The organism is Rhizobium sp. RM (genome assembly GCF_013390595.1).
Taxonomy (GTDB): domain Bacteria; phylum Pseudomonadota; class Alphaproteobacteria; order Rhizobiales; family Rhizobiaceae; genus Agrobacterium.
Map to the genome: position 1 here is coordinate 61,861 of NZ_JACAWV010000026.1, position 23,663 is coordinate 85,523.

Below are 23,663 nucleotides of genomic sequence, written 5' to 3' on the forward strand. Positions count from 1 at the left end.
CGGAGCCTGAAAAATCATGATTTCATTTGTTCTGCGCCGTTTGGCGAGCGCTGTGCCGACGCTCTTTATCGTCGTCACAATTTCGTTTTTCCTGATGCGGTTTGCACCGGGTGGTCCGTTCAATCTTGAACGCCCATTGCCGCCGCAGACGATGGAAAACCTGATGAGAACCTATCACCTGGATGAGCCATTGTGGCGCCAGTATCTCATCTATCTCGGCAATGCGGTCAGCGGTGACTTTGGTCCGAGTTATATCTACAAGGACAATACCGTCGCGCAGTTGATCGGCAAGGGGCTGCCCTATTCGCTTGAACTCGGTTGCTATGCGCTTTTGCTTGCGCTGGTGGGTGGCGTTCTGGCCGGCACGCTCGCGGCCCTCAGGCAAAACAGCGCGTTCGATTTTTCGATCATGTCCATTTCGACAGTTGGCGTCACCGTGCCGAACTTCGTTGTCGCACCTGTCCTCACGCTTGTGTTTGCCGTTTTGCTTGGGCTTCTGCCAGCAGGCAGCTGGGGCGATGGGTCGCTACGCTATCTGATCCTGCCGATGATCGCACTTGCACTGCCGCAGCTTGCGGTTATCGCGCGTCTTACACGCGGCGCCATGATCGAGGCTCTGCGCATGGACCATATCCGCACGGCCAAGGCTTATGGCCTTTCGGCGCGAAATGTCGTCGTGTTCCACGCGATGCGCGCGGCGATGCTGCCGGTGGTTTCCTATCTCGCTCCCTGTGCCGCCGCTCTCCTTACGGGCTCGGCGGTCATCGAGACGATCTTCACGATCCCAGGTGTGGGCCGCTATTTCGTCCTCGGCGCCATTAATCGTGACTATACACTCGTCATGGGAACTGTCGTTCTCGTCGCCATTTTCGTCATCGTGTTCAATCTCGTGGTCGATATTCTCTACGGCCTGCTCGATCCGAGGGTCAGACATGACTGATATCTCCGGCAATCTTGCCGCTCAATCGCTGGTGAAAAGCCGAAGCCTTTTCCAGCTCGCCGTCTTGCGTTTCAGACGAAACAAGGCCGCAATGGCCGGCTCCATCATGCTCGTGCTGATTACGCTCTTTTCATTTATCGGCCCGCATTTTCTGTCCCACACCTATGATCAGGTGTTTTCTTCCTACGTCTCGGTGGCGCCGAGCCTTGAGCCTCGCCCCGATGTGAACAACCTTCAGGGTGTGATGGAAGGGGTGGCCAGCAGGGCACGCGTGGAACTGAAGGAATTTGCGGTTGAGGGTCAGACCTTCACAGCAACTGTCACGTCCAGCGGCCAGATCGACCCGCGTACGACACGCTATTTCGACCGCGCCAACGAATTCGAGAACACGAAAATCGTTGCTACGGAAGATGACGGGAAAACCTTGAAGCTGGAAGGCGATGTCAACCGGGAATACTTTTTCTTCGGGACGGATTCGAACGGTCGCGACATGCTGGCGCGAGTCATGCTGGGCGGGCAAATCTCGATCGCCGTCGGTGTTCTGGCGAGTCTCGTTTCGCTGGGGATCGGCGTTGTCTACGGTGCGACAGCGGGCTACATCGGAGGGCGTGTCGACAATGTGATGATGCGTTTCGTCGAGATCCTCTATTCGCTTCCCTTCGTCTTCCTGGTCGTCGTTCTGGTGGTCTTCTTCGGGCGCAGTTTCATCCTGATCTTCCTTGTGATCGGCGCGGTGGAGTGGCTGGATATGGCGCGTATCGTGCGTGGCCAGACACTTGCCCTTAAGCGACGGGAATTTGTGGGGGCGGCTCAGGCTTTGGGTCTGACTGACTGGCAAATCATCCGCCGTCACATCATTCCAAATACGATCGGCCCGGTGGTCGTGTTCGTCACGGTTGTCGTACCCAAAGTCATCCTTCTGGAAAGCTTCCTCTCCTTCCTCGGCCTTGGTGTACAGGCGCCACTGACAAGTTGGGGTGCGCTGATCTCCGAAGGCGCCAACAACATCCAGTCGGCGCCATGGCTACTGATATTTCCGGCGATCTTCTTCGTGCTGACCCTGTTTTCGCTCAACTTCGTGGGCGACGGGTTGCGTGATGCACTCGATCCCAAGGATCGTTGACATGAATACACCATCTGAAACCATTCTCACCGTTCGTGATCTCAAAGTCGATTTTACCACGCCAGATGGCACGGTGAATGCCGTGAAAGGCATCGATCTTGACGTCAGAGCGGGTGAAACACTCGCCGTCGTCGGAGAATCGGGCTCAGGCAAAAGCCAGACGATGATGGGTATCATGGGTCTGCTTGCTTCGAACGGCGTCATCAAGGGGTCGGCAAAATACCGTGGACGTGAGCTCATCGGCCTGCCGGTCAATGAACTGAATGACATCCGCGGGGCGAAAATCACCATGATTTTCCAGGAGCCCATGACGTCGCTTGATCCTCTCTACAGGATCGGCGCTCAAATCGCCGAGCCTATCATTCACCATCGGGGCGGCAGCAAAAGAGAGGCGCGTGCACGCGTGCTCGAGCTCCTGAAGCTTGTGGGGATTCCCGAACCGGAGCGGCGTATCGACAGCTATCCGCACGAGCTTTCCGGTGGGCAGCGCCAGCGTGTGATGATTGCCATGGCGCTCGCCAACGAACCGGATATTCTGATCGCGGATGAGCCGACTACGGCACTCGACGTGACGATCCAGGCGCAAATCCTCGATCTTCTGAAGTCGTTGCAGCAACGTTTTGGCATGGCCGTGGTCTTGATCACACATGATCTTGGTGTGGTTCGCCATTTCGCCAACCGCGTCGCCGTGATGCGCCGCGGCGAGATCGTTGAAACCGGTACGACGGAAGATATCTTTGAACGGCCGGAGGCTGACTATACCAGGATGCTTCTCGATGCAGAGCCGAGCGGGCACAAAGCGGCGGTCGGTGAAGGCTCGCCCGTCGTTCTTTCCGGACAGAATGTGACGGTTGATTATGCAATCCCGGGCGGCTTCCTGTCGAAGGCAAGCGTTTTCCGGGCCGTGGACGGCGTCAATGTCAACCTTCGCCAGGGACAAACCATCGGCATCGTCGGTGAATCCGGATCGGGCAAGTCAACGCTCGGTCGCGCGCTTTTGCGTCTTGCGCCGGCAAAGGGCCGTATTTTCTTCGGCAAAACGGAAATCACTGGTCTTGAGAGAAAGGCGATGCGGCCGTTGCGGCGGCGGCTACAGCTCGTGTTCCAGGACCCCTATGGTTCTCTTTCACCAAGACAGACGGTCGGGGAGATTATCACCGAGGGTCTGTTTGTGCACGAGCAGCAGCTCAGCCGTGCTGAGCGGGACAAGCGGGCAGTTGAAGCATTGCAGGAAGTTGGTCTCGATCCTGCCGCCCGCAACCGCTACCCCCACGAGTTTTCAGGCGGGCAACGCCAACGTATCGCCATTGCCCGTGCGATCATCCTGAAACCGGATGTCGTCATTCTCGATGAGCCGACATCCGCCTTGGACAGGTCCGTGCAGGGGCAGGTGATCGACCTTTTGCGTGATTTGCAGAAGACACACAGCCTCTCCTATATCTTCATCAGCCATGACCTCTCCGTCATCAAGGCCATTTCGGACTATGTGATCGTCATGAGGAACGGCAAAATCGTGGAAGAGGGTGAAACGGACGCGATCTTTAACAGGCCCGCGGCTGAGTATACGAAAACGCTCATCAAATCCGCCTTTACCGCGGAGGTCGCATCATAGCGTAGGGCTCGGATGTGCCGGTCATGTCTATGGCGCTCAAAAAAATTAGCGTCATTTATTCAAGATCGGTCTGTATCCAGCGAGCTGAATGATGAATGTCGATCGTTTGCAGCCGCCCTGGACCGAGGTTCACAAACCGGTGCGGAATTCCCGCAGGCCCAAGAACAACCTCGCCCGCACCGGCTTCAAGCACTTGGTCGCCGACAAAGAACCGTGCTCGTCCGGCAACAATAACGAAGGTCTCATCATAGGGATGGACGTGAAGACGCGGCCCATCCCCTGGTGTATCGTTACCATATGCAAGGATAGTGGTTGATGCCCCTATTGTTTCTCCTGAAAGAGAGCCGCGCCAGGGCCCTTCATTTTCGATGGAGAACAGCTTGCCCTTGACCGGAGGACGCCCGTCCGGCCCGATTGTATCAGGATCAAAGTCCCTGCGTGCCATAGTCTTTCTCCTCCTCTATTTCTCCCCGTCCGAGTTTCACCAGTTTTGAATGCGTTACAATCATGATTCCGACATGATTGCGGAGATGCTGGAGCACTCCTGCCAATCGAGTCTTTCGGATCCACTTCCCCCGTGAATATTCAGTATAGGCCCAAAGTCAGCGGCGATGACCTTCATGTCCGGACGCCAGTCCCAGCGTCTTCCCGCCATTTCCCTGATGAACTGATTGCTCTTCAACGAAGCACGTTCGAGTATTTCTGGTCCGGGAGCCATCCAGAGAGCGGTTTGCCGAGGGATAGGCTGCAGTCTAATGGCGAGCCGGTCTTCGAGATTGCCTCTGTTGGCGGTGTCGGGTTCGCATTCCTCGCGCTTGTGGTCGGCGCGCACAATTCCTGGATCAACCGTCGTGAAGCGCTCGAACGGGCAAATCTGATGTTGGTCTCACTCGGGAGAGTGCGCCGTTTTCATGGGGCATTTCCGCACTTTGTGCATGCACAGACTGGCAAGGTCATCCCATTTGCGAAGTATGATGACGGCGGAGACCTAGTTGAGACCGCGTTGCTGATCCAGGGACTGATCTGCGCTCGCGAGTATTTCTCTGAGGCAACAGACGCCGAGTGCTTATTGCGTGCCGCCATCGATAAGATTGTCCAGGGCGTCGAATGGGACTGGTACACGAAGGGACAAAAAGGGCCATTGTGGTGGCACTGGAGTCCACGGCATGCGTGGACTGTGAACCTGCCGATCGTCGGGTGGAACGAGGCCCTGATCTGCTATGTGCTTGCCGCCGGTTCTGCAAAGCATGCCATTGATGTGGAAAGCTACCATTCTGGCTGGGCGCGTAACGGCGCAATCGCGAATGGCAATGAGTATATGGGGGTCAGACTGCCGCTCGGTGAACCCTTTGGCGGACCACTATTCCTGTCGCAATATTCCTTTTGCACGCTTGACCCACGAGGTCTCAGCGATTCCTATTGCGACGACTACAGGGAGCAGGTGCAGGCGCATACGTTGATCAACTACATGCATTGCCGCAAACATTACGCCGAGAAAGACGGATGGGGGCTTTCTGCATGTGATGGTACAAAAGGGTATTCAGTCAATTCCCCAACCAGCGACGGCGGTGTAATCGCCCCTACGGCCGCTTTGTCGAGCATGCCGTTCCTGCCAGTGCAGGCATCCGAGGCCGCCCGGCATTTCATGGCATGGAATGGCGGCGGGCTTGTTGGACGTTTTGGCCTGATGGACTCTTTCGAACCATCGAGTGGATGGGTTTCGAAAACACATCTTGCCATCGATCAGGGGCCGATCGTTGCCATGATGGAAAACCATCGCAGTGGTCTATTGTGGAAGCTGTTCATGAACGCGCCGGAAGTTCGCCTTGGGCTGAAGAGGCTCGGCTTTCAGACGGAAGCAGGCGACGCGCGCGCCGGGCACCCCATTTTTACGTCTGCTCTTGCCTGATCGCGATCGAGGCGTGACGAGTGCCGCGTCTGGCGTCGGTAACGGGGAATTAGTGATCGGAAAACGGACGCTTGCGGCTAGCGTCCGCCCCGCCTGACGCTCAGCGACCGAGTCTTGATCATATCCTTTGCTCGTGCCACAGGCGTAGAGGATAACAGCTCCCACGGCTCGCTCTTGGCTTTGACGGATATGCCCTTGTGCCGTGCATGTATGCATTTTCGTCTTCTAGAGTTCGCTCAGACTCTTTCCCTAAAGTCACCAAGGTTCAAACGATTAAAGCCCTGCTGGCGCTAAGTCATGGGTTTTGCTGAACTATTAAGCAATTGCCTTATTGTACGGCGATATTGAAATATTGTTCAACACTATGGACAGGATTGTTCTCGTTTGTTACTTGCAATAAAAAAACGGGGTGGATGTGTGAGCGAGATGAATAGCGACGGGTGTAGCAACAGACGCAATCAATATGGCGTTCTGGCTATGGATGTCTGTTTTGCTGTTTCCCGCATTGTGTGCCCCTCCAGTTCCAGCATGGGAACTCTGACCGGTAACGCTGCCCGCAGGCGTTTGACGGTGAGAAAATGTGGCGCCCCTCCAATGACCGAATATTTCAAGCCGGAGACACGAGCATGACCGAGACCGTCCACAGCACCCCGCTTCTTTCGGTCGAGGATTTGAGTGTAGAGTTCGGTGAAAGCCGCGTTGTTGATGGCCTGTCGTTTACGGTCGAGGCCGGCAAGACGACCGCGGTCGTCGGTGAGTCCGGCTCTGGCAAATCGGTGACATCGCTTTCCACCATGCGGCTGGCCGATATGATGGGCGCGAAATTTGCTTCTGGCCGTATCATGTTTGACGGCAAGGATCTGCTGAAGGCCTCGCAGAAGGAGATGCGCTCGATCCGCGGCAAGGAGATCGCCATGATCTTCCAGGAGCCGATGACGTCGCTCAACCCTGTCTTCACGATTGGCGATCAGCTCTGCGAAGTGCTGATGCTGCATGAGAAGCTGAGCAAGTCTGCTGCCATGGCGGAAGCTCAGCGACTGCTCGACATGGTCCGCCTGCCAGACAGTTCTGCTCTTCTGCACCGTTTTCCACATCAGCTTTCCGGAGGGATGCGCCAACGTGTGATGATCGCCATGGCACTTGCCTGCCGGCCAAAGCTCCTGATCGCCGACGAACCGACGACGGCGCTGGATGTCACCATTCAGGCGCAAATCCTCAACATCATGCGCGATCTGCAGAAGAAGCTTGGCATGGGCATGGTGTTCATCACCCATGATATGGGTGTGGTCGCAGAAATGGCCGACAATGTCGTCGTCATGTGGAAAGGCAAAAAAGTCGAAGAAGGTCCGGTTAGAGAAATCTTCGCGAACCCGCAGCATCCCTACACCCGTGCGCTTCTTTCTGCTGTTCCACGTCTCGGCAGCATGACTGGTGAAGAATTTCCCAAGCGCATGCCGTTGACCGTACTCCAGGATGGCGAGCCGGTCGTTGTCGGCGAAGAGCGCGTGCAGAACACCGCAAAATATGACGACAAGCCGCTGCTGTCCGTCCGCGACCTGTTTGTCCGTTTTGACGTCCGCAAGAACCTGTTCGGCAAGGCGACACACCGTTGCAGCGCCGTACAGAAGGTGAGTTTCGACATTCATGCCGGCGAAACATTGGCTCTGGTTGGTGAATCAGGTTCCGGAAAATCGACGATTGGTCGAACAATTCAGCAACTGCAAGCAGCGGTTTCCGGCGAGATATCCTTCAATGGCCGGAGCTTCTCGGCTATGTCCGCAGCAGAGCGGTTCCGCATGCGCCAGGAAGTCCAATATATCTTCCAGGATCCTTTCGCTTCGCTTGATCCGCGCAAGACCGTCGGCTTCTCGATTGCCGAGCCGATCAATACTCATGGCCTTATCAATGATCCGAAGGCAGTGCGCCGTCGTGTTGATGAGCTGCTGGAGCGGGTGGGCCTTGGTTCGGAACACGCCTCGCGTTATCCGCACGAGTTTTCCGGTGGTCAGCGCCAGCGTGTCTGTATCGCCCGCGCGCTTGCCTCCGATCCAAAACTGATCATTGCCGACGAGGCGCTGTCAGCACTCGATGTCTCCATTCAGGCGCAGATTATCAATCTGTTCATGGATCTGCAGGCCGAACGCGGCCTGGCCTACCTCTTCATCAGCCATGACATGGCGGTGGTGGAAAAGATGAGCCATCGCGTTGCTGTTCTCTATCTCGGCCAGATCATGGAAATGGGCAGCCGCCAGCAGGTATTTGAGACGCCGACCCATGATTATACCCGCCGGCTCCTGTCGGCCGTACCGGTTGCCGATCCAACCATCGAGCGCCAGGGCGCGATCATGGAGGGTGAAATACCCAACCCCGTTCGCCGTGTCGGCGACGAACCGGCCATTCTTGCCCATGAGGAAATCAATCCGGGCCACTTCATCGCGAAGAGTGCCTGAACAACCGCGAAGAATCGCAACCATCTGAAGAGGAACAGGTAGATGATAACAATCAAGAAGGGGATGACGGCAACGCTCGTCGCGCTTGCCCTGGCCGGAACAGCTTTGACGGCTGCACCAGCCCTTGCCGCCGGCAAAATGACCATTTCAAGCCCGCAGGACCCGGGTAGCTGGGATCCGATCGATACCTTCCTCGTGCAGTGGGCTGCCGTTGCGACCAACATCTTCGACGGCCTGACCTATCGCGGTCCCGATCTCAAGCTTCAGCCTGGCCTTGCTCAATCCTGGGAAGAGCTCGACGAAGGCAAGCGTATCCGTTTCAAACTGCGCCAGAACGTCAAGTTCCACAATGGCGAGCCCTTTAACGCAGCCGCTGTCAAGTTTACCTTTGAACGCCTGCTTGGCGACGAAGGTGCAAAGGGTCCGCAGCGCTCCAACTACGTTGCGATCGAGAGCATCGATGTCATCGATGACTATACCGTCGATATGAAGCTGAAGGCGCCGGACCCGGTCCTGCTCACCAAACTCGCCGGTTACGGTGCGATGATCGTCCCGCCGAAGTACATTCAGGAAAAGGGTGAAGACAACTTCAACCTCAACCCTGTCGGCACGGGCGCCTTTAAGTTCGTTTCCTATGCACCGAAGAACAATATCAAGCTCGAAGCCAACCCGGAATATTGGGGCGGTGCGCCAAAGCTTTCCGAACTGGAATATCGCTTTATCACCGAGCCCGCGACCGCCGTTGCCGAACTGCAGGCAGGCCGCGTTGATCTCGTGATCCCGCCGACCATTCCGATCGGCATGATCCCGGTTATCGAAGGCGACAGCAAGCTTGAGATCGTCAGCGTTCCCGGCCCGACGGTTGATGCGCTCCGCTTCAACACGCGTGACGGCATCACCGCCGATCCGAAGGTCCGCAAGGCGATCATCATGGCTGTCGATCGTGGCACGATCGTCAAGTCGATCCTTGCCGGCCAGGCTTCGGAGATCGCCAGCTTCCAGAGCGCGCTTTCCTTCGGATACGACGCCGATCTCAAACCGCTTCCTTATGACCCGGAAGGTGCAAAGAAGCTTCTGGCTGAAGCTGGCGTGAAGGCGGGAGCAGCGCTGCAGATCGATATTCGCGGCAATGATGCGACGATGAATGAGGTGGCGCAGGTAATTTCCAGCTACCTGTCGATGGTTGGTATTACAGCAACAATCAAGCCTTATGAGACCAACGTTCTCCTCAACGACATCATTCCGCAGGGCAAGACCGGCGCAATGTTCCAGCAGAAGTGGGGCGGCTGGACTTTCGACTACGACAACACGGCCTACTCGATGTACCATTCGGGTGAGAAGTGGAACCCTTACGACAAGGACGAGACGCTGGACAAGCTGCTGGAATCGCAGCGCCCGCTGACAGACCGTGCCGAGCGCGAAAAAATCCTCAAGCAGGTTGGCTCCTATACAGCTGAACGTGCATTGGAACTGCCGCTTTACAACACCAATGCGATCTACGGCATCAACAAGCGGGTCAAGGGTTTTGTCGCACCGCCCGACAACCGCCTGAAGCTGACCGAGGTTACCGTCGAGTAATCAGTTGATCTTTTGACAAGTCGCCTTGCCCGTGATCAAGCGGGCAAGGCCGGATTTCTCTCCAAGGTAAAGAACGTGGCCGGTTTCCTCATCAAGCGATTGCTGCAGGCGATTTTCGTCGTCATTGCCATCACCCTACTCGTTTCCTTCGCCATCCGTCTGACGGGCGATCCAGCAGTCACCATGTTCCAGGGCGGCGGAGCCATGACGGAAGACGATCTGGCGCGCATTCGTGCAGCGCTTGGGACCGATCGGCCATTCTTCGAGCAATATTTCAGCTTCCTCAAAGGTCTGGTGACGCTGGATTTCGGTCGTAGTTTCACCGGCAGTACACCGGTGTCACGGCTGATTGCGGATGCCTTGCCTGCGACCCTGCTCCTGGCCCTCATTTCGATGGCAGTTTCGATTGCATTGTCGATCCCGCTCGGTATCAAGGCCGCGACTTCACGTGGCAAGGCTGCCGATCAGGTGATCCGCATCTTCTCGCTGGTTGGGCTCTCCTTCCCCAACTTCTGGCTGGCCACGATGCTGGTTCTGCTCTTTTCCATTACGCTTGGCTGGTTGCCGCCAAGCGGTATGGGTGGTTTTGCAAGCTATGTCATGCCGGCTGTGACCATGGGTGTCATTCTGACAGCGACCAATGTCCGTCTGGTGCGCACAGCCATGCTTGACACGCTTCGTTCGCAATACGTCATGGTGGCGCGCGCCAAAGGGCTCAGCGAAACCAAGGTTCTCTACAAGCACGCATTGCGCAACTGCGCCATTCCGTTGATTACATATTTCGGTCTGCAGTTCGGTGGCCTTCTCGGCGGCATCGTTGTCATTGAACGTGTGTTCAACTGGCCGGGCCTCGGCACGCTCGCCTTTGATGCGGTCGGCGCACGCGATTACCCAGTGCTGCAGGCGGTCATCACCGTCCTGTCACTGATGATTGTCGGCATCAACCTTCTGGTCGATATCGCCTACGGGCTGGTCGATCCGCGTATCCGCACGGAGTAATTGACAATGGCTGCCAGAACCTCCCGCCTTTCGCGCTTTGCCAATCTTGAATTTATCCTCGGTGCGTCCTTGACCACCGTCATCTGCCTTGCCGTCGTATTCTCCGACGTCCTTTTTCCGGGCGGAGCTGACAAGATCGATCTGATGGCGCGCCTCGCCAAACCTTTTGCAAATGCCGCGCACCCCTTCGGCACCGATCCGCTCGGGCGCGATGTTCTTGCCCGTGTTGTGGCAGGTGGAAAGATCTCGCTGCTTGTCGGATTTACCTCCGTTATCGGTGCCGTGATTTTCGGTGTCGCTGTCGGACTGGTCGCCGGCTATTACCGCGGCTTCTGGGACATGCTGGTCATGCGCTTTGCAGATATCCAGCTTGCCATGCCGTTCATCCTGCTCGCGATCACCTTCATTGCGATTGTGGGCGGCAGCCTGACCAACACCATCATCTTGCTGATCGTGTCGCAATGGGTGCAGTACGCCCGTCTGGTGCGGGGATCTGTGCTGACACTGCGTGAACGGGAGTTCATTCTGTCTGCCCGCGCTATCGGCGTCAGGGACTGGCGCATCATCCTTCAGCATCTGTTGCCCAATCTCATCGGTCCCGTCATTGTTCTCATGACGCTGAACGTCGCCAACAATATCCTCCTTGAAAGCAGCCTTACCTTCCTTGGTCTTGGTGTCGATCCGACAATCCCAAGCTGGGGCGGAATGCTGGCCGATGGCCGTACCTATCTGCAGACGGCATGGTGGGTCAGCGTTTTCCCGGGGCTTGCGATCCTTCTGACCGTGCTTGGCCTTAACCTTCTTGGAGACTGGCTTCGCGACAGCCTTGATCCAACCGGCAGAACCTCGAGGTAAAAGTGATGAGCAAGATTTTCGAACAGTCCTTCGACCGCTGCCTCGATGAACTCGTCGCTCGCGCTGTCCCTGGCCAATCATTCGAGGCATGGACCTTCGATGATACGGCGAGCCGTCGCGCAGCCGAGAGCGAGTTGAAGGCGAAGGGCGTGAATGCGCGCATCCGCAGTGCCTACAAGCCGCTTCTCTTCACTTTTATCGAAGACATCGATCTCGAAGGTACAACCGCTATCGAAGTGTTCTACCCGGTGCATCAGAATGCGCCTGCCAACCGGTTCCGGCTTGAAGCCTATCCACTGGCAGCAATGGTGGGCACCGCAAGGATCGAGTTCATCGCCCGCGCCGATGGTGCCTTCCATTATGACGTCGTCCTCAAGCGTGGCGAGCATGAAGAAAAAATGACCGTGCTCGCGCCAAACCGCGTGCACACTGATGTCGTCGGCGAAACCAATCTGTCGCCGACGGGCTGGTACCGGGCTGAAGGCGACAAGGCAGGTGAGCGGCTGGAGACGGACTACGAGCGGCTTTTTGAAGCTGCTATCGGCGCTGTCGCCAACCATGACTGGGGCACGCACGAACCCTATTTCGAAGAGTTGAACATCCGCGTTTCGCATCCGGCTGGTGATCTGCCCCTTCCTGTCGGCGACGAGGTTGTCAGCCTGCGCGAGGCACTGCACGAGGATTTCTATTTCTCGCTTCTCGAGTTTTTCCAGAAGAAGTCCGGCAGGCCGCTTGGCGACCGGGGACTGAAGCCGGGGCAGATTGTGCCAGAGATTGTCAGGAGTGAGGGCGAGATTTCTGTTGCGATCGAGACCCGTGCGCTCAGCACTGGCTTCCTTGATGGTAAGGAGCAGGGGATTGACAACGCCGCTGAGCCGGTTGCGGCCGCCCAGATTGCGAAGTTGCTCGATGACGTTGGTGGCGAGGCGTTTGTCGCCGTTTCACGTTCCGGCCGGGCGGTGAACGCCCGCTACATCAAAGGCACCGATGCAGCCGTCATGATCAGCGGTGGCCAGCATCCAAATGAAACGACCGGCATTGTTGGCGCGATCCGTGCGGCCCTGAAGCTTCGCCAACAGAACGGCGCGCATTTCACCATCTCGCCGCTTGAAAACCCGGATGGCTATGCACTCCATCAGCGTCTTCGCGTCGACAACCCGCGTCACATGCACCATGCCGCTCGCTACACAGCGCTCGGTGATGACCTTGAGTATCGCACCGAGGAGAATTCAGGTCAGCATCTGAACGAAAAGGCAATCCGGTTCAAGGCACAGGACCTCAGCGGAGCTGACGTGCATGTGAACCTGCATGGTTATCCATCGCATGAGTGGACACGCCCGCTATCGGGTTACGTGCCTCGCAATTTCGCGATGTGGACATTGCCAAAAGGCTTTTTCCTGGTCATGCGTCATCACGCGGGCTGGACAGAGCAGGCAGAAGCGATGCTCGATCATGTGACACGTCACCTTGGCGCCATTCCGGGAATTCTCGACTACAACAACCGGCAAATCGCACTTTACGAAGCGCATGCCGGCGAAACGGGTTTCCGCATCATCAATGGCTTCCCGTGCCTATCAACGGTTGATGACAGGCACACTGTGCCCCTGACGTTGATCACTGAGTATCCGGATGAAACCATCTACGGCGATGATTTCATCATCGGCCATACGGCGCAGATGGAGACCGTGATCTCTGCATACGATGCTTGGCAGATCATCAGGGCGAAGGCGATCGCGTAGAGATCGACAACAATGGCGGAGCAATTCCAGCTCCGCCGATGCAGCCGTGGCATCGGTTCAGACCTTACCTTCCTTGCTTTGCCGTAAGCTGTCTAGAAAAGACTTTTGGCCGAAAACGGCGCCGTTGGCTGCCTCATGTCCGAGGTTCGAAACAGCCAAGCGGGATCTTTAGATAAGAACGCCCGTTTTCTTCCGGTTCTGGCAACCGTCCGCCGCGAAGGTTTACCTGCAGGGCCGCGAGCATTAGTTGTGGCAACGGCAGTGTTGCGTCGCGTGCTTCCCGGACCTTCACAAATTCGTCCTCGGTTGGCAGGCCGGCGAAATGCTTGTTGCCGACAATCTGGTCCTCAACGGTGGTTTCGCAAAGCGCTTCGCGCCCATCAGGTGCATAATCGTGGCCGACGAAAAGTCGGGTTTTGGGCGGAAGGTCGAGGATACGCCTGATGCTGCGATAAAGGTCACGGGCATTCCCCCCTGGAAAATCTGCCCTGCTCGAACCGCTGTCGGGCATCATCAGCGTGTCGTGAACGAAAGCCGCATCGCCGGCCACGTAGGTTATCGACGCCATCGTGTGACCGGGTGAGAAGAAAACGGTCACAGGGATGTTGCCGACCATGAAGGTCTCACCGTCCGCGAATAACCGATCCCAGTCGGAGCCGTCAGCGGAGATTGCCTCGCCCAGATTATAGATGTTGCGCCAGAGCGCCTGAATTTTTTTGACGTGTTCGCCGATTGCCGTGGGTGCTGCGAGCTTTCCTTTCAGATACTGCGCCGCCGAGAAGTGGTCTGCATGCGGATGAGTGTCGAGTATCCAGACGACCTCGATCCCGCTTTCAGAGATGTAATCGAGGATCTCGTCGGCACGCACTGTGTTCGTGGCAGCCGCTGCCGCATCATAACCAAGCACAGGATCGATGATCGCACCCTTCATGGTGGCCGGATCGTGAAACACATATTGCCAGCTTCCGGTCGGCTTGTCCCAGAAGGCTTTCACGACTGGCGCGACAATGCTCATGCAAATCTCCTGTCTATCCTGCGGCGTCAAAACGCCCGGTCGGTCATATGTTGCAAAAGGGCTGCGGAAGCATTGCTTCGATGTCAGACGTGATTGTTCTCTGGACTCATGGGATTTGTACACGGCTTCGTCGATGCGTAAAGCCATGCGATTTGGATCTGCTGATCGAGCGGTGCGTTCAAGTAATGCTGCCGAGGCTAAGACTGGCAAAACTCTGTCATCTGACTGAGTTCTTGGTGAGCGCGGTGATGATCATTTTTTGATGTGACTTCAGTCCAGCCCACGTGGCATTGCGGTATCGATGATTATTGGAGGCTCGATAAGTGAGATTGAAATACGCGCTGTTGGCAGCTTCTTTGACAACCTGCTTTCTCGGATACGGTCCAGCCCGTGCAACGACCCCTGAGCACGATCCGTGCGAGATTCATCGGTACAACGGAATGGACTTCGTTGTTTGTGCAGCCAGGCCCGGATCGACAAATTTGAAACTGGCGTGGGCTGATAAGGAGGGGAAACCCTATCGGAGCTTTTCGAGCCTTCGTCGCGCAATGACCGCCGAAGGCAAGCACATACGCTTCGCAATGAATGCAGGCATGTTTGATGAACAATACAGGCCGGTCGGGCTCTATGTTGAAGACGGCGCTGAGCTGAACGCGATTAACACCGGGACATCGGATAAGCAGCCTGCTCCGAACTTCTTCAAACAGCCGAATGGTGTGTTTTATCTCTCATCCGGAGGAGCAGGTATCCTTCCGACGAAGGAGTTCCGGGCCGCGGCGCCGAACGTTGATTTTGCTACCCAGTCTGGTCCCATGCTGGTCACAAACAATGAGATAAATCCTATTTTCATAACGGGCTCATCGGACAGGACGCGCAGAAGTGGGGTAGGGCTTTGCGCCGACGACATGCTTATTTTTGTTGCGAGTGAGAAGAACATCAATTTCTACGATTTCGCGACAGTGTTTCGAGACACGCTTAAATGCCAGAATGCACTTTTCCTCGATGGTGGCGATGGAGTTGGTTTTTTCAGTCCGACGTTGAAGCGAAATGATTGGTCATGGCACGGCGGTTATGGGCCCATGATCGTATTGTTTGCAGAAGATCCATAGTTCTCAGCGGTAACGTCTCGCAACGCTCAGCAGGTCTCCAAACTGGATGTCGGGCTTTGAGCGCTCCCAGTTTGGAGATCACCATCGGTTGGGCGGCGGTCACGGGCCTACGCTTTTTTCCGCATCATAAACATCAGAAACGGCGCGCCGATCATCGCCGAGACGAGGCCAGCCGGAATTTGATACGGAGACACAAGGGTACGCCCGAGGAAATCGGCAGCGACCATCAGCGCACCGCCAATAAATGCCGCTCCAATCATTTGAGGCAAGGCACGCGCTAGGCCTGCTTCGCGCGCAAGATGCGGCCCCATCAGTCCCACGAATGACAGGGGTCCCACAGTGAGAGTCGCCGCTCCGGTCATCAGACCCGCCAATGCGAAGAGAACAAATCTCGATCTTGCTAATGATATGCCGACAGCCGACGATGGTGATGGGCCTAGTGGAAGGATATCGAGCCACCGGCGCGTTGCAAAAGCAATAGATATCAGTACCGCGCCAATTCCGACCTCGGCCAACGCGCTTGAGCTGTCGACAAGGTAGGTTGAACCGCTCATCCACCGCATGAGCAAAGCTGCCCTAGGATCTCCTGTCGAACTCAATACACCGACAACCGCATCGACCATTGCGCTCAACGCGATGCCGGCCAGCAATACGCGTTCAGGTGAAAACCCAGATCGTCGCGAGCTCAGGAAAATGACCGCCAGCACAGCAATTGCACCGGCAATTGCGAAGGTGAACTGACCAAACAATCTCGGAGCAACTGCAAACAGGCCGATAGCAACGCCGAACGTTGCCCCCGCACTGATACCCAGAACTTCTGGGCTCGACATCTCATTTCCCGTGAGACGCTGCAAGATTGAACCTGCGACAGCAAGCATTGCACCGGCAGCCAGAGCGGCCAACACCTTTGGCATACGAATGGCAAGGAGCTCTGATGCGAGATCGCCTCGAAGGATCGAAAGATTGCCATCAATGCTGCGTCCAACCAGAATGCTGATGGCGAGAATCAGGCAAAGAGAAACTGCAGCGACCGTTATCGATGTCGTCACGCCAAAAGGTCGAGGCCTGTTCCATGCTGATGATTGCTGGATCCTGTGGCGTATCTTCAACCGTGGCAGCAGCGCCAGCAGAAGCGGTGATCCGAAGATTGCCGTGACAGCACCTGTGGGCAGGAAATCGCCAAGGCCACCCGCCACCAACTGAAGCACAGCGTCCGTGCAGAACAGAAGGCTTGCTCCAATGAGGGGAGACCAGAAGATCAGTTGCCCGGGACGCCGGGCGCCTGCCAGTCGCGAAAGCGTCGGCGCGACCAAGCCGATGAAACTGATAACTCCGACCGCGCTTGTCACGAATGCGGCAAGGGCCACGGCGCAGGCGATGGCGATAAAACGCAACCGGCCCGCTCTTACACCTAGGGCTGAAGAACTGTTGTCTCCAAGGTCGAGGATCGAAAGAGGCCTTGTGATCAATCCGCAGACGATCGCAACCGCGGCAATTTTCCATAGCAAAAAGACTGGGATGGCCCAACTTTGCTGCGACAGAGAGCCGCTTCCCCAGATGAACAGGCTCGCAAGATAACGCTGGTTGAGATAGGTCAGGATTGCGGATAGACCACCGCACCACAGGCCGAGCACCAGTCCCGAAAGGACGAGTGAATAGGGTGAAAAGCCGCGTCGCGCCCCGAGACTGACGACAATTGCTGCGGCAATCCCGCTTCCTGCCAGGGCCACGAGATCGCGATTGGCGCCGAGCAACCCCGGAAGAAAAAGTGAGGCCAACACAAGCGCGAGGTTCGCGCCTGCTGACACACCGAGTGTTGTCGGATCTGCAAGGGGATTGCGCAAGACTTGCTGGAACAAAGCGCCCGCCAATGCCAACGCCGCGCCCACAAGGACAGCTGTCGCAAGGCGGGGAAGGGTTGAGTAATAAAGCACGAGCCGCGTTGGATCGTAGTCTACATCAGAAGGAACCGACAACGACGGCGCGACAAGGAATGCCGATGCACACAAACCGGCGATAAGAAAGACTGCGACGACGAGCGCCGGACCATAGGTTTCTCGGCGAGCAAGGGTCATGGTTCGCGCTCCAGAAGTTCTGTCAGGAGACCCGCAAACCGAACCGCCTCGTTCACCATGCCAAACATCAGCGCGGCAGGGAGGATCGATAGATGGCCGGGACGTGCAAATGGAAGTTTCCTCCAGAGAGGGCTTTGCGCAAGTTTTGGCAAAACGTCCGGCGGAACTGGGTCAAAAGCCACGAGGCGCGCATCCTGGTCTTCGATCTTGGAAAGGTCTTCAATTCCGATGGTTTCGAAACCCCAGAAGTTGGACTGCCTGGTCCAGGCGTTCCTGACGCCGATCCGCTCAAGCACGTTGTGAAAAAGTCCGGGGCTTGAATAAATGCGCAGGTGGCGCGCATCCATGAAATTCACCAACGCAATCGAGGGCACGTTCTTGCCTGCCAATCGCTGGCGGCATTGGTCAAAGAATGCCTCGGATCGCTGTAGAAACGCCTCCGCCTCTTTTTCCCTGCCCAGTTCAACCGATAGCTTGCGTGTCGCGGCTATTGCGGACTGGAGAACAGGCCCACTGTCAGGTGTAAAGATTTCGAGGCGGACAATCTTCCCGTAGGGCTTCAGCCTTGGCAGCACCTCGTCGAGGTAAGGTGTTGTCAAAATGATATCGGGTTTCAGCTGGAGCAGGATTTCGACGTTCACCTCGAATGCACTGCCGATATCGACAACTGAATCTGGCATAACCGGCTCGACAACCCAGCGGCCCCAATCTGCGAGATCTGAAATGCCGACCGGTGATATCCCAAGCGACAGAAGCGTGGACGACAGACCGTAATCCAGGCTGACAATTCTTTGACCCGATGTTTGCGCCAGTGCTGGCGTAGAACTAGCGGCCATCGCTGCTGCAAATTGGAGAACGGTCCTTCGCGAGACGATCATCGAACCCTCAAACTCAGCAGACATAGGCAAGCGGGTGGTTGAGATTGGGCGCCGACGTAACGTCCATGTCGATCCCATAGATATCGCGCAACGTATCAGGGACGAGTATTGTGTGGGGCGTGCCACTTGCGACGATGCGACCTTTGTTCAGCGCATGGATACGGTCGCAGAAACGTGCCGCCATGTTGACATCATGAAGAACGATCACAACACTTCTGCCACCTTCATGCGCCAACGTTCTGATGAGTGAAAGCACCTCCATCTGGTGAGCAACATCAAGGGCTGCGGTCGGTTCGTCCAGTAAAAGACAGCGGGCATCCTGAGCAATCAACATTGCGATCCAGGCGCGTTGTCGTTCTCCGCCTGAGAGCGTCCCCACCACGCGATCAGCAAACATCTCGATATGCGTTGCAGTTAGCGCCGCTTCGACCTTTTGCTTGTCAACTTCGGAAAATCGGCCGAGTGCACCGTGCCATGGATAGCGCCCGCAACCCACGAGTTCGCGGATTGTCATCTCCGATCCTGTGCTCAAATCCTGTGGCAGGTATGCGACCGCTCGCGCAAAATCACGGTCACTATAGTGCGCAAGTTCGCGACCTCCAAAAGTCACAGCCCCTGCTGTGGGCGACAACTGGCGCGCCAGAATCTTCAGGAGACTGGATTTGCCCGATCCATTATGGCCCAGCAAAGCCACGACTTCGCCTGCTGGAAAATCAAGACTGACATTGGACAGGATTGTTCTGCCGTCGATCGAAAGACCTACTCCGGTGAGTTCAAAGGCTTTCGTCGCTTGAGAAATCTCTTGCTCTGGATTTGGCGGCGTCACGATATTTCCTTCAGGCTATGATAGTGGCTATCGAGTTTGCGTGGGCTCGCCATCGACAGACCAGCGTTCAAACGCGATTCCCACCGCACGGTTGACGGCCGGTCCGAGCACCGACATGTGGGTCTGTCCCGCAAAGAGCTCGAATTGCGTTCGAATACCGTTCGCAGGGTTGTTAAGCCGATCCGCCATTTCCTGCGCCAATGCCACCGTGCGTTCGGCTTTGCGCTTCTCGATGCGCGATGTGGCATCCTCGTTGTGGTACTGGAAAGGGGCAAGTTCATCCCCCTCATATTCACCTGCTGACAGGTGAAGGAAGACCGGAGGTCCTGAAATCGGCTGCCGGCCGGCCTCGTTATTCAGGATTTCGCTTGCCTCCCAATAGATCGTGGGACTGGCGGCAATCCAGTTGTTAAAAAGCCATGGGCGTTCGAAAAGGCCGTAAAGTGTGAAGAGCCCACCGAAAGAGTGGCCGAAGAGCGATCGACGTGTTGCATCGATCTTTGTCATCGCGTCAATCCGGGGCAAAAGCCGATGTTCGATAAAGTCGAGAAGCTGGGCGCTGCCTCCGATACAAACAGGAGGTCCTCCCTCAAAATAGGGCGGATAGGACTTGATTGGCGGTGGGCCGAGGTCCCAGGCTCTTCTAAACGCATCATAGGGTTCGTCGGACGGATAGCCGATTGCCGCCACGACCCCCCAGTCGACGTTAGTTCCGGTCGGATAGGGGGCCTGGGTCACGATGCTGGCGAAGGCAAAGGGAAACGTCGCGTTGCCATCGGTTGTCACCAGAAGTGGCCACCCTCCGGCAGGTGGCTCTCCTTTCGGTACGAAGAGAAAGATCCGGTAGGGATCGCCGCCATCCATCGGCTCCAGATCAAGTTGAAGCGCTCCTGGCAAGGCGTAAGGTTGCTCAGCCATGTTCATTCACTCGTCACCCTGATTGATCGGCATCTGTACGGCGGGTCACCACTTGAACTTCAGTGAACCCATGACCGTGCGACCACGGCCGGTATAGCAATAGCCATCTGTGCAGACCTGTTCGCGCCGATCGGCAAGATTGGTGGCGCTGATCGAAAGCGATAGCCCCTTCAGATCCGGAGAACTGACGCCAAAGTCATAGGACATTGCCGCATCGAAATAGGCGGCGCCGTTGTTCTTTGCAGAATTCGCGTCACTGGTGAAGGAATTGCTCGTTGCGCGAATACCGCCGCCGATGCTCAGGCCAGGGATCGCCGATGCCTCGGGCATCTCGTAATTCACCCACAAAGAGGCGACGTGACGCGGTACCGTCGACGGCACGTTTCCGATCAATGTCTCGTCGTTACTGCCAGTGATTTCTGCGTGGGCATAGGTATAGGCGGCAATCAGGCTGATGCCGTTGTCGAACTCGGTACGCCCTTCAAGCTCAAACCCCGTATAGGTGTTTTCCCCGGAATTCTGGGAGAACAGGAAGCTTGAGGCATATTGCGGCTTGCCGGTTTCGACCAGGCGATAGACGGCGCCGCTCAGGGAGTAATTTTCACCCTCGGGTTGGTATTTCACACCGGCTTCGATCTGGCGCCCCTTGGTCGGGTCCAGCACCGAGCCATCTGCCGAAAGCGCCGTCGACGGGACGAACGAGGTGCCGTAGCTGACATAAGGCGCGATGCCGTTATCGAAGAGGTAGAGCAGCCCCGCCTGTCCGGACAGGACGCCATCATCCTTCTCGTCGCTCGAACCGCCAGAGGCAGTTTCCTGGTGCGCCCAGTCGTAACGAAGACCCGCGACCGCACGCCAGTTACCAAATTCCATCTGATCCTGGGCGTAGATGCCGGTCTGGTTCAGGTCGCTGGCTGTGAACGAGGTGAGCTCAGGAATGGGAATGCTGCCACCGGGCGTATTCGCGGCGACGCTGTCACTGCCCATGGCGAAGTCGGATGATACCCGTGTGTAATCCAGCCCGACGAGCAGTGTGTGAGAGACATTTCCGGTCTCAAGCTTTGCTTCGAGCTGGTTGTCGATCTGATAGCTGCGCATATCCTCCGTAACTGCGGTGGTTGGCCAGCTGCCGTCTGTATTGACCAGGACCCGGTTGAGGTAGTGCGCCTTCAGATCCACGTCGCCCGCGCGGGCATTCTGGCGAAAGGTCAGGCCGTTTTCGAACTTGTGCTCCAGCTGATAGCCAAGCTGATACTGCTCGACCGTCTGACGGTTGAAATCTGGATCGGTGTAGAGGAAGACGTCGTCATCCTGCAGGTAGCTCCACGCACTCGCACCCGTCTCTGTCTTCTGCGCCAGACCGTAAACAGTGAGGGTTGTATCCTCGCTTGGTTTCCAGGTCAGTGACGGCTGCAGGAGATAGCGGTCATCCGCGATGTCGTAACTTCCTTCGCCTTCGCGAGCCAGCCCGACCAGACGGTAATTGATCTCGTCGTTGATGGGACCACCGATGTCGAATGCAGCTTGCTTGCGGCCGATCGTTCCGTATTGCAGCTCGATCTCGTGATGCGCTTCGTCAAGCGGCAACTTCGAGATTCTGTTGACGATGCCGGCCGCGCTCGCCGCGCCATACATCACGGATACGGGTCCCTTCAGGACTTCGATTCGATCCAGCGTATAGACTTCGGTCATGAACGAGCCGTAGTTCATGATCGGCTGGCGCAGGCCATCGCGGAAGTCACCGGTGGTCGTGGTCTCGATGCCCCGGATATAGATCTGGTCGAAGCGTGGATCGTAGCCGAAGGCCCCGGTCGTGACACCAGAGGCATAGCGAGCCGCCTGGATCATGTCGGTGACAGCGCGCTCTTCCATTTCTTCGCGGGTAACAACCGAAATGGCGCGTGGCGTCTCGACGAGGGGCGTATCGGTCTTGGTCGCCGATATCGTGCGCGTTGGCACGACCGTTGTGTTGTCCTCGCTGATGGATCGAGGGTTTGAACCTCCACCGGAGACGGTGATCGTCTCAAGTTGCGTGGTGCTGCCCTCTTGAGCCAAAGCCGCACTCGCATTCAGCGCAGTCGCAGCGACGATCCCAACGAGCATCGTGGAATTCAAAAGCGCGCGGCGAGTGCAAGTTTGTTTGAAAGAAAATGACATTGAGCAACCCTTCCCGGCGAGCTGGCGCGTCGGCGGAGAGCTGACGCACGATAAAATTTTGAGGGCAGCGTCTCTAACTGCCGGAAGGCGTGTCGCCCTCGGCCTGCATCAATAAAAACATTACTAAATGAGTCAAGATATCGTATTTGCTGTCACCGCATTCCTCGCTTTTGTCGCTCAAATGTCACAATCGCTTTGAGGGCTTGCTTTGCATGGGATCAGCGGCGGTGGCAAACCTTGCTGTATTGGAGGTCACGCTCTGTGAGGGACACATTGCGCGCCTCGATACCATCTCCAAACCGGTCCTGAACTTTCCAGCTCATGTCCAGACGTCCTTGTGGTCCTTCAAAAGAACACGGCGCGCTACTGACCGCAGGGTCAGACACAGCGTCAGCCCAACTTATGTGGCGGATGTTCCTGCTTCTACTGTTGCGGACGTATCCTTGCGCACCTTGTCATTGTTCAGTGAGTGCGCATTGCTTAGTCAGTAGCTGACCGTCACGACCACCGTATCGGCATAGTTTCCCGGGGGCGGGGTATTCTGTGCCGGGACGCGGCCGTAAACAGTCAGGCTTTGCGCGCTACCTGTTCCAGTCCCCGACGCTATCTGTCCGGCCGCGCTTCCCCAGACATTGGTGCGTCCAGCATCGCGATAGAGACCGTAGGTGATTGACGCTCCACCAAGGACCATCTGACGCGAAGCCGGAGGGCTGTTGCTCAGCCCACCATTGAGGGCGACGGTGTAAGCAAGGTTGGCCGTGCAGGTCAGAGTTATCGCGCCTGTCGCATCGACTGCGCTGTTGAGGACACCATGACTGCCGAAATTGATGTTCTGTGCCGAGACGAGGCATGCGGGCTGGACTGCCGCTGTAACGCTGAACGGTACCTGTGTCGGGTTTTGCGTGACATCTGCACAGCTTGGAGCGAGCAAGGTGAACGTCGTGTAGGTGAAATTTGTCTGGGCTCCGGCAAAACTGGAAAGATAGATGCCTCGCGTCGCAGCGGCCTGAGATGCGTTTATTCTGCCATAGACTGTACGGCTGGTGCTGTTGAACAGAAGCGGTAACGCCAGATCGATGGGGGGCGGCGCGCCGAGCGCCGTTTGCGATACCGATCCCCACGATGTCGTGCGCCCGGCGTTTTGATAAAGCTGATAATTCAGGATGTTTGTCCCCTGCAGCATGCGCCGGATGCCACCCGATTGGCCGCCGCTTCCAGCGTTGATATTCGGGCAGATGCGGACAGATAGCGCAAGCGAGAGAGGGTTTGAACAGGTCACGCTTAGCGTCGCGGTGCTGTCAACTGCAGTACCCGGCGCCAGATTGACGAACCCGAAGTTCATATCAGACATGCTGAAACTGCAGCTTTGTGCCAGTACCGGGGAGGAGACGAGACAGGCAGCGAGGGCAAGCCCTGCCCGAGAGAGGGAGCTTTTGCCGAGGATCAAAGACGATCTAACCAGGGGATTTCGTCCGCGCAT

18 protein-coding genes are annotated in these 23,663 nt (G+C 56.8%); 10 read left to right on the forward strand and 8 right to left on the reverse strand.

Translation table 11 applies throughout. The annotated features are described in order from the left end of the window. The first annotated feature begins 16 nt into the window (after positions 1-16). Genes oppB through HWX89_RS25940 form a run of 3 tightly spaced genes read left to right on the forward strand, consistent with a single transcriptional unit; the run spans position 17 to position 3,675 of the window. Positions 17-940: an oligopeptide ABC transporter permease OppB gene (oppB, locus tag HWX89_RS25930; RefSeq protein ID WP_138791627.1), complete on the forward strand. Its 924-nt coding sequence runs from the start codon at positions 17-19 to the stop codon at positions 938-940. Beyond that, the gene (locus tag HWX89_RS25935; RefSeq protein ID WP_138791628.1) at positions 933-2,063 is read left to right on the forward strand and encodes an ABC transporter permease; all 1,131 of its coding nucleotides are present in this window, start codon (positions 933-935) and stop codon (positions 2,061-2,063) included. The genes oppB and HWX89_RS25935 overlap by 8 nt, the downstream gene beginning before the upstream one ends. 1 nt (position 2,064) lies before the next feature. Then, positions 2,065-3,675, forward strand: a complete 1,611-nt coding sequence (locus HWX89_RS25940) for an ABC transporter ATP-binding protein (RefSeq protein WP_178340938.1) — start codon at positions 2,065-2,067, stop codon at positions 3,673-3,675. Positions 3,676-3,730: 55 nt separating this feature from the next. On the opposite strand, the gene HWX89_RS25945 is transcribed toward HWX89_RS25940, so the two are convergent. Then, positions 3,731-4,120 (reverse strand): cupin domain-containing protein, encoded by a 390-nt coding sequence (locus HWX89_RS25945; protein WP_138791629.1) that lies wholly within the window; start codon positions 4,118-4,120, stop codon positions 3,731-3,733. Positions 4,121-4,405: 285 nt separating this feature from the next. Here HWX89_RS25945 and HWX89_RS25950 point away from each other — a divergent pair, with 285 nt between their 5' ends. From HWX89_RS25950 to HWX89_RS25975, 6 genes are all read left to right on the forward strand, one after another. Beyond that, positions 4,406-5,584 (forward strand): glucoamylase family protein, encoded by a 1,179-nt coding sequence (locus tag HWX89_RS25950; protein ID WP_246705315.1) that lies wholly within the window; start codon positions 4,406-4,408, stop codon positions 5,582-5,584. A gap of 626 nt (positions 5,585-6,210) precedes the next feature. Further along, positions 6,211-8,034: an ABC transporter ATP-binding protein gene (locus tag HWX89_RS25955; RefSeq protein WP_138791630.1), complete on the forward strand. Its 1,824-nt coding sequence runs from the start codon at positions 6,211-6,213 to the stop codon at positions 8,032-8,034. A gap of 42 nt (positions 8,035-8,076) precedes the next feature. Next, entirely contained in the window at positions 8,077-9,612 is a 1,536-nt protein-coding gene (locus tag HWX89_RS25960; RefSeq protein ID WP_138791631.1) for an ABC transporter substrate-binding protein, read from the forward strand. A 75-nt stretch (positions 9,613-9,687) separates the two neighbouring features. Further along, entirely contained in the window at positions 9,688-10,611 is a 924-nt protein-coding gene (locus HWX89_RS25965; protein ID WP_178340942.1) for an ABC transporter permease, read from the forward strand. 6 nt (positions 10,612-10,617) lie between these two features. Further along, positions 10,618-11,466 carry an ABC transporter permease gene (locus tag HWX89_RS25970; protein ID WP_138791632.1) on the forward strand — a complete coding sequence of 283 codons (849 nt, stop codon included), beginning with the start codon at positions 10,618-10,620 and terminating at the stop codon, positions 11,464-11,466. A gap of 5 nt (positions 11,467-11,471) precedes the next feature. Further along, positions 11,472-13,205, forward strand: coding sequence for a M14 family metallopeptidase (locus HWX89_RS25975; RefSeq protein ID WP_138791633.1), 1,734 nt, complete (start codon positions 11,472-11,474; stop codon positions 13,203-13,205). Between the two features lie 133 nt (positions 13,206-13,338). Here HWX89_RS25975 and HWX89_RS25980 read toward each other — a convergent pair whose 3' ends face one another. Next, positions 13,339-14,220: an MBL fold metallo-hydrolase gene (locus tag HWX89_RS25980; protein WP_138791634.1), complete on the reverse strand. Its 882-nt coding sequence runs from the start codon at positions 14,218-14,220 to the stop codon at positions 13,339-13,341. Between the two features lie 323 nt (positions 14,221-14,543). Between HWX89_RS25980 and HWX89_RS25985 the strand changes: the two genes are divergently transcribed. After that, positions 14,544-15,329: a phosphodiester glycosidase family protein gene (locus HWX89_RS25985; RefSeq protein ID WP_138791635.1), complete on the forward strand. Its 786-nt coding sequence runs from the start codon at positions 14,544-14,546 to the stop codon at positions 15,327-15,329. 107 nt (positions 15,330-15,436) lie between these two features. On the opposite strand, the gene fhuB is transcribed toward HWX89_RS25985, so the two are convergent. From fhuB to HWX89_RS26015, 6 genes are all read right to left on the reverse strand, one after another. Beyond that, positions 15,437-17,404 (reverse strand): Fe(3+)-hydroxamate ABC transporter permease FhuB, encoded by a 1,968-nt coding sequence (gene fhuB / locus HWX89_RS25990; RefSeq protein ID WP_138791636.1) that lies wholly within the window; start codon positions 17,402-17,404, stop codon positions 15,437-15,439. Next, positions 17,401-18,282, reverse strand: a complete 882-nt coding sequence (locus tag HWX89_RS25995; RefSeq protein WP_138791637.1) for an iron-siderophore ABC transporter substrate-binding protein — start codon at positions 18,280-18,282, stop codon at positions 17,401-17,403. Before HWX89_RS25995 ends, fhuB begins: the two co-directional genes overlap by 4 nt. A gap of 13 nt (positions 18,283-18,295) precedes the next feature. Further along, a complete protein-coding gene (locus HWX89_RS26000; protein WP_502707623.1) occupies positions 18,296-19,033 on the reverse strand; it encodes an ABC transporter ATP-binding protein in 738 nt (245 codons plus the stop codon). Positions 19,034-19,135: 102 nt separating this feature from the next. Next, entirely contained in the window at positions 19,136-20,026 is an 891-nt protein-coding gene (locus HWX89_RS26005; RefSeq protein ID WP_246705316.1) for an alpha/beta hydrolase, read from the reverse strand. Positions 20,027-20,071: 45 nt separating this feature from the next. Continuing rightward, positions 20,072-22,129 (reverse strand): TonB-dependent siderophore receptor, encoded by a 2,058-nt coding sequence (locus tag HWX89_RS26010; RefSeq protein WP_178340939.1) that lies wholly within the window; start codon positions 22,127-22,129, stop codon positions 20,072-20,074. A gap of 538 nt (positions 22,130-22,667) precedes the next feature. After that, on the reverse strand, positions 22,668-23,663 hold the full coding sequence (locus tag HWX89_RS26015; protein WP_138791684.1) for a Csu type fimbrial protein: 996 nt from the start codon (positions 23,661-23,663) through the stop codon (positions 22,668-22,670).